Annotated in this window: 4 protein-coding genes; 3 read left to right on the forward strand and 1 reads right to left on the reverse strand. The window is 70.7% G+C overall.

Features of this window, described 5'->3' with window-relative positions; translation table 11 throughout:
• A partial coding sequence (locus QMX80_RS17845) for a PhzF family phenazine biosynthesis protein (RefSeq protein ID WP_282278514.1) occupies window positions 1-407 on the reverse strand: 407 nt, incomplete at its 3' end.
• Window positions 408-621: 214 nt separating this feature from the next.
• Here QMX80_RS17845 and QMX80_RS17850 point away from each other — a divergent pair.
• From QMX80_RS17850 to murD, 3 genes are all read left to right on the forward strand, one after another.
• A complete protein-coding gene (locus tag QMX80_RS17850; protein ID WP_282278516.1) occupies window positions 622-3,231 on the forward strand; it encodes a bifunctional aspartate kinase/diaminopimelate decarboxylase in 2,610 nt (869 codons plus the stop codon).
• Window positions 3,232-3,312: 81 nt separating this feature from the next.
• Complete coding sequence (gene murL / locus QMX80_RS17855; RefSeq protein ID WP_282278517.1) at window positions 3,313-4,665, forward strand: UDP-N-acetyl-alpha-D-muramoyl-L-alanyl-L-glutamate epimerase; 1,353 nt, start codon at window positions 3,313-3,315, stop codon at window positions 4,663-4,665.
• A complete protein-coding gene (murD, locus tag QMX80_RS17860) occupies window positions 4,646-6,052 on the forward strand; it encodes a UDP-N-acetylmuramoyl-L-alanine--D-glutamate ligase (protein WP_282278519.1) in 1,407 nt (468 codons plus the stop codon). The genes murL and murD overlap by 20 nt, the downstream gene beginning before the upstream one ends.
• Window positions 6,053-6,250 lie beyond the last annotated feature (198 nt).

Consider the following 6,250-nt stretch of genomic DNA (forward strand, 5'->3'; position numbering starts at 1 on the left):
GGCGCGGCGATGTCGCGGCGTACGGCCTGCGGGCTGCGCACGTGCAGCAGGCGGAAGCGGCCGCCGCCCTGCACGCGCACCGGCAGCAGGCCGGCGGCGCATTGCTGTACCAGCTGGCGCCCGTCGTCGGGCGTGGCCAGGCCCAGTTCCACCGCGGCCCAGGCCGCGCCGACGCTGGGATGGCCGGCGAAGGGCAGTTCCATCTTCGGGGTGAAGATGCGGATGCGGTAGTCCGCGCCCGCCTCCGGTGGCAGGAAGAACACCGTCTCGGACAGGTTCAGCCAGGCGGCGATGGCCTGCATGGCCGCATCGTCCAGGCCATCGGCATCGATCACGACGGCCAGCGGATTGCCGGCCCCGGGGCGGGCGGCGAAGACGTCCAGTTGCAGGTAACGGCGTGCGGTCATGGCGGCAGGAGCGGCGGGGCGGGCCAGCATAGGCCGGGCGCGCCCGCATCGCGAGCGTTGCGCGGGCGCGGGCATGCGCCAAAGCGGGGCGGGAGCGCCGGCGATGCAATGCTGTCGCCCGGAACCGGCGGCTCCGCGGGGCGGGGCATGGCTATAGAATCGACGGTTCCGCCCGCCCGTCGGGTCTTTCTCCCCAATGTGAACCCCCACGCCAATGTCCTCTTCCCCCCTCGTCGATCGCTGGATCGTCCTCAAGTTCGGTGGCACCTCGGTGTCGCGTCGTCATCGTTGGAACACGATCGGGGAACTGGCGAAAAAACGTGCGGACGAGACCGGCGGCCGGGTACTGGTGGTGGTTTCCGCGCTGTCGGGCGTGACCAATGAACTGACCGCCATCGCCGATGGCGCTGCCGACAGCCGCGCGCGGGTCGCCGCGCTGGTCGCGCGCCACAACGACTTCCTCGTCGAACTGGAACTGGGCGCCGAGGTGCTGGCCGAGCGGTTGGCGGCGTTGCAGGCGCTGCTCGACGACCCGCGCGCGGCCAGCCGCCCGCTGGACTGGCAGGCTGAGGTGCTGGGCCAGGGCGAACTGCTGTCCTCGACCATCGGCGCGGCCTACCTGCGCGGCAACGGCCTGGATTTCGGCTGGATGGACGCGCGCCAGTGGCTGTGCGCGCAGCCGCCGGCGCCGAACCAGAGCGCCTGGTCGCAGCGGCTGTCGGTGAACTGCCAGTGGCAGGGCGACGCCGGCTTCAATGAGCGCTTCAACGCCCAGCCCGCGCGCATGCTGCTCACCCAGGGCTTCATCGCCCGCCACGGCGACGGCGGCACCGCGATCCTCGGCCGCGGCGGTTCGGACACCTCGGCCGCGTATTTCGGCGCACTGCTGCGCGCCAGCCGCGTAGAGATCTGGACCGACGTGCCGGGCATGTTCAGCGCCAACCCGAAGGACGTGCCCGACGCGCGCCTGCTCACCCGGCTCGACTACTACGAGGCGCAGGAAATCGCCACCACCGGCGCCAAGGTGCTGCATCCGCGCTCGATCAAGCCGTGCCGCGACGCCGGCGTGCCGATGGCCATCCTCGACACCGAGCGCCCGCACATGCCGGGTACCAGCATCGACGGCAGCGCCGAGCCGGTGCCGGGCGTGAAGGCGATCAGCCGCCGCAACGGCATCGTGCTGGTGTCGATGGAAGGCATCGGCATGTGGCAGCAGGTCGGCTTCCTCGCCGACGTGTTCGACCTGTTCCGCAGGCACGGTCTGTCGGTGGACCTGATCGGTTCGGCCGAAACCAACGTCACCGTCTCGCTCGACCCGTCCGAGAACCTGGTCAGCACCGACGTGCTGGCGGCGCTGTCGGCCGACCTGTCGGAAATCTGCAAGGTCAAGGTGATCGTGCCGTGCGCGGCCATCACCCTGGTCGGCCGCGGCATGCGCTCGCTGCTGTACAAGCTCTCCGACGTGTGGGCCACGTTCGGCAAGGAGCGCGTGCACATGATCAGCCAGTCGTCCAACGACCTGAACCTGACCTTCGTGATCGACGAGGCCGACGCCGATGGCCTGCTGCCGATCCTGCACGACGAACTGATCGACAGCGGCGCCATGCCGGTATACGAGGAGCAGGTGTTCGGCCCGCGCTGGCGCGAGATCATCGGCCATGTGCGCCCGCGCGCGACGCCATGGTGGCGCGCGCCGCAGCAGCGCCGGCAACTGCTGGAACTGGCCGCGCAGGGCACGCCGCGCTATGTCTACCACCTGCCGACGGTGCGCGAGCGCGCCCGCCAGCTCAAGGCGGTGGCGGCGCTGGACCGGCGTTACTACGCGATCAAGGCCAATCCGCACCCGGCCATCCTGCGCACGCTGGTCGAGGAAGGCCTCGGCCTGGAATGCGTGTCGCTGGGCGAGGTCGAGCACGTGTTCGCCGCGCTGCCGGAGTTGGCGCCTTCGCGCGTGCTGTTCACCCCGAGCTTCGCGCCGATCGCCGAGTACGCGGCGGCGCTGGCGCGTGGGGTCAACGTCACCGTCGACAACGTCGAACTGCTGCGGCGCTGGCCGGATGTTTTCCGCGACCGCGCGCTGTGGCTGCGCATCGACCTGGGCCATGGCGACGGCCACCACAGGAAGGTTAACACCGGCGGCAAGGAGGCCAAGTTCGGCCTGTCGGCGCAGCGCGTGGACGAGTTCCTCGACGTGGCGCGCGGCATCGGCGTACGCATCACAGGCATTCACGCGCACCTAGGCAGCGGTGTGGAGAACAGCGGCCACTGGAAGCAGATGGTCGACGAGCTGGCCGGTTTCGCGCGCCGCATCGGCAGCGTGGAGATCCTCGACATCGGCGGCGGCCTGCCGGTGCCCTACAGCGACGACGACGAACCGTTCGACCTCGACGCCTGGGCCGCCGGCCTGGCCGAGATCAAGGCCGTGCACCCGGCGTTCCAGCTGGCGGTCGAGCCGGGCCGTTTCCTGGTCGCCGAAGCCGGCGTGCTGCTGGCCCGGACCACCCAAGTGGTGGAGAAGGACGGCGTGCGCCGCATCGGCCTGGATGCCGGCATGAACGCGCTGCTGCGCCCGGCGCTGTACGACGCCTGGCACGACATCGCCAACCTGTCGCGGCTGGACGACGCGCGCGACGTCGACTTCAGCGTGGTCGGCCCGATCTGCGAATCCAGCGACGTGTTCGCGCAGCGGGTGAAGCTGCCGTCCACTACCGTGCCGGACGACGTCATGCTGATCGCCGACGCCGGCGCCTACGGCTTCAGCATGGCCAGCCACTACAACCACCGCGCGCTGCCGCGCGAGGACGTCATCGACGATGCGCAATGATGTTCGTGTCCCGCATTCCCCTTCGTTCTGCCACGCCAGCCCGCCATCGCGCGCGGCGCCCCGCTTGATTCCGGATACGCCATGACAGCTTTCGACAAAGACCAGGTTTCCCGCTTCCGTTTCGTCCGCTGCGATCTCGCCGCGGATACCGGCGTGGCGCGGCTGGTGTACGCCTTCGACGACGGTCCGGAGATGACCGAGACCGTCACCGTGCCGGGCGCGCCGTTCCGGCTGGACGGCGAGCGCGCGGCGGCGGTGCAGCGCGCCCTGCGCCTGCTGCACCTGATCGCCGGCGTGAGCTACTACAAGGCGGCGGTACCGGCGCAGGTGTCCATCGACAGCTACGCCATCGATGCCGATACCGCAGCGCTGGTGGAAACGGTCTACCTCAACGGCCTGGGCGAATTCGCCTACCGCAACGGACTGAACCTGCGCGGTCGCTTCAGGCTGCCGGTGGAGGCGCAGGCCGAGCCGGCGCAGTCGCTGGGCCTGCGCGCGCACGCGCTGGTCGCCATCGGCGGCGGCAAGGATTCGCTGGTCAGCATCGAGGCGCTGCGCCGTGCCGACGTGGCCGCCACCGTCACCTGGATCGGCGGTTCGCAGCTGATCCGCGCCTGCGCCGAGCGCACCGGCCTGCCGATGCTCAACATCGGCCGCGCGCTGGCGCCGGAGCTGTTCGAGCTCAACCGCCAGGGCGCGTGGAACGGCCACATCCCGGTGACCGCGGTGAACTCGGCGATCATGGTGCTGGCGGCGCTGGTGCAGGGCGTGGACCAGGTGGTGTTCTCCAACGAGCGCTCGGCCAGCTACGGCAGCCAGATCGCCGGTACCGGCGAGGTCAACCACCAGTGGTCCAAGGGCTGGGCGTTCGAAAAGGCGTTCGGCGAACACGTGCAGCGGCATGTCGCCGCCGACCTGCATTACTACTCGCTGCTGCGCCCGCTGTCCGAGCTGGCGGTGGCGCGGCAGTTCGCCAAGACCGACTACTACGACGCGCACTTCTCCAGCTGCAACCGCAATTTCCACATCCTCGGCGAGCGCCCGGTGAACCGCTGGTGCGGCGTCTGCCCGAAGTGCCACTTCGTGTTCCTGGCGCTGGCGCCGTTCATGCCCAAGACCCGGCTGGTGCGCATCTTCGGCCGCAACCTGCTCGACGATGGCGAGCAGGCCGGCGGTTTCGACGCGCTGCTGGAATTCCAGGACCACAAGCCGTTCGAATGCGTGGGCGAGGGCAAGGAGTCGCGCGCGGCGATGGCGGCGCTGGCCGCGCGTCCGGAGTGGAAGGAGGACGCGCTGGTCAAGCGCTTCGCCAGCCTGATCCAGCCGACGCTGGCGGCCGACGAACTGAAGATCGAACCGTTGCTGGTCATCGATGGCGAGCACCGCATCCCGGCCGCCCTGTGGGAGCGCCTGCGTGCGGATTTCGCAGCTTGAGGGCAGGCGCGTCGCGCTGTGGGGCTGGGGCCGCGAAGGCCGTGCGGCCTTCCACGCGCTGCGCGAGCGCCTGCCCGGCCTGCCGCTGACCCTGTTCTGCCCCGAGGCCGAGGCCGAAGGCGCGCGCGCCGAGACCGGCGGCGCGCTGCAGGTGGAAACCGACGCGACCGGCGCGGCCTTGTCGCGTTTCGACGTGGTGGTGAAATCGCCGGGCATCAGCCCGTACAAGCCCGAGGCGCAGCAGGCGCTGGAGCAGGGGACGCAGTTCATCGGCGGCACCTCGCTGTGGTTCAGCGAGCACGCGCGCGTCGACGGCGTGCTGCCCGGTACGGTGTGCGTGACCGGCACCAAGGGCAAGAGCACCACCACCTCGCTGCTGGCGCACCTGCTGCGTGCAGCCGGGCACCGCACGGGGCTGGCCGGCAACATCGGCCTGCCGCTGCTGGAGGTCCTGGACCCGCAACCGGCGCCGGAATACTGGGCGGTGGAACTGTCCAGCTACCAGACCGGCGAAGTCGCGCGCAGCGGCGCGCGGCCGGACGTGGCCATCGTGCTGAACATCTTCCCGGAACACCTGGACTGGCACGGCAGCGAACAGCGCTACATCGACGACAAGCTGTCGCTGGTGACCGGCGGCCATTCGCGCGTGGCGGTGCTCAATGCCGCCGACGAACACCTGCGTGCATTGCAGCTGCCGCACAGCGAGATCGTGTGGTTCAACCAGCCCGAGGGCTGGCACATGGTCGGCGAGGTGGTGCATCGCGGCGCGCAGCCGGTGTTCGATACCTCGGACACGCCGCTGCCGGGCCGCCACAACCGCGGCAACCTGTGCGCGGTGCTGGCGGCGCTGGAAGCGCTGGGCCTGGACGCGGTGGCGCTGGCGCCGGCGGTGCGCAGCTTCCGCCCGCTGCCCAACCGCCTGCAGCTGCTGGGCGAGCGCGACGGCCTGCGCTGGGTCAACGATTCGATCAGCACCACGCCGCACGCCTCGCTGGCGGCGCTGGATTGCTTCGCCGGGCAGCGCATCGCGTTGCTGGTCGGCGGCCACGACCGCGGCCTGGACTGGCACGACTTCGCCGCGCACATGCGCGACACCGCGCCGGTGGAGATCGTCACCATGGGCGGCAACGGCCCGCGCATCCATGCCCTGCTGCAGCCACTGGCCGATGAAGGCCGGTTCGGCCTGCATGCCGCCGGCGACCTGCCGCATGCGGTCGAACTGGCGCGCGCCGCGCTGGGCGCGCAGGGCGGGGTGGTGCTGCTGTCGCCGGGCGCGCCCAGCTTCGGCGCCTACCGCGATTACGTGGCGCGCGGCCGCCACTTCGCCGCGCTGGCCGGGTTCGACCCGGACAGCATCAGCGCGATCCCGGGGCTGGGCATCGCCTGATGGCGCAGGCCGGGACCGCATTTTCCAGGGTCCCTGCAATGTTTCGCGGCGCACGGCGCAGGCGCGGCGAGTCCCGGTCATGGGAATACCGAGGGCCTCGGGTTCTGTAGCGCCGGGCAACGCCCGGCGGAGGCTTTCCCGGCAAGGCTCCGGCGGGGCGTTGCCCCGCTCTACAAGGGGCCTCGGGTTCTGTAGCGC

Origin of the sequence: Stenotrophomonas sp. PS02297 (assembly GCF_029959705.1) — a bacterium.
Lineage (GTDB): Bacteria > Pseudomonadota > Gammaproteobacteria > Xanthomonadales > Xanthomonadaceae > Stenotrophomonas > Stenotrophomonas nitritireducens.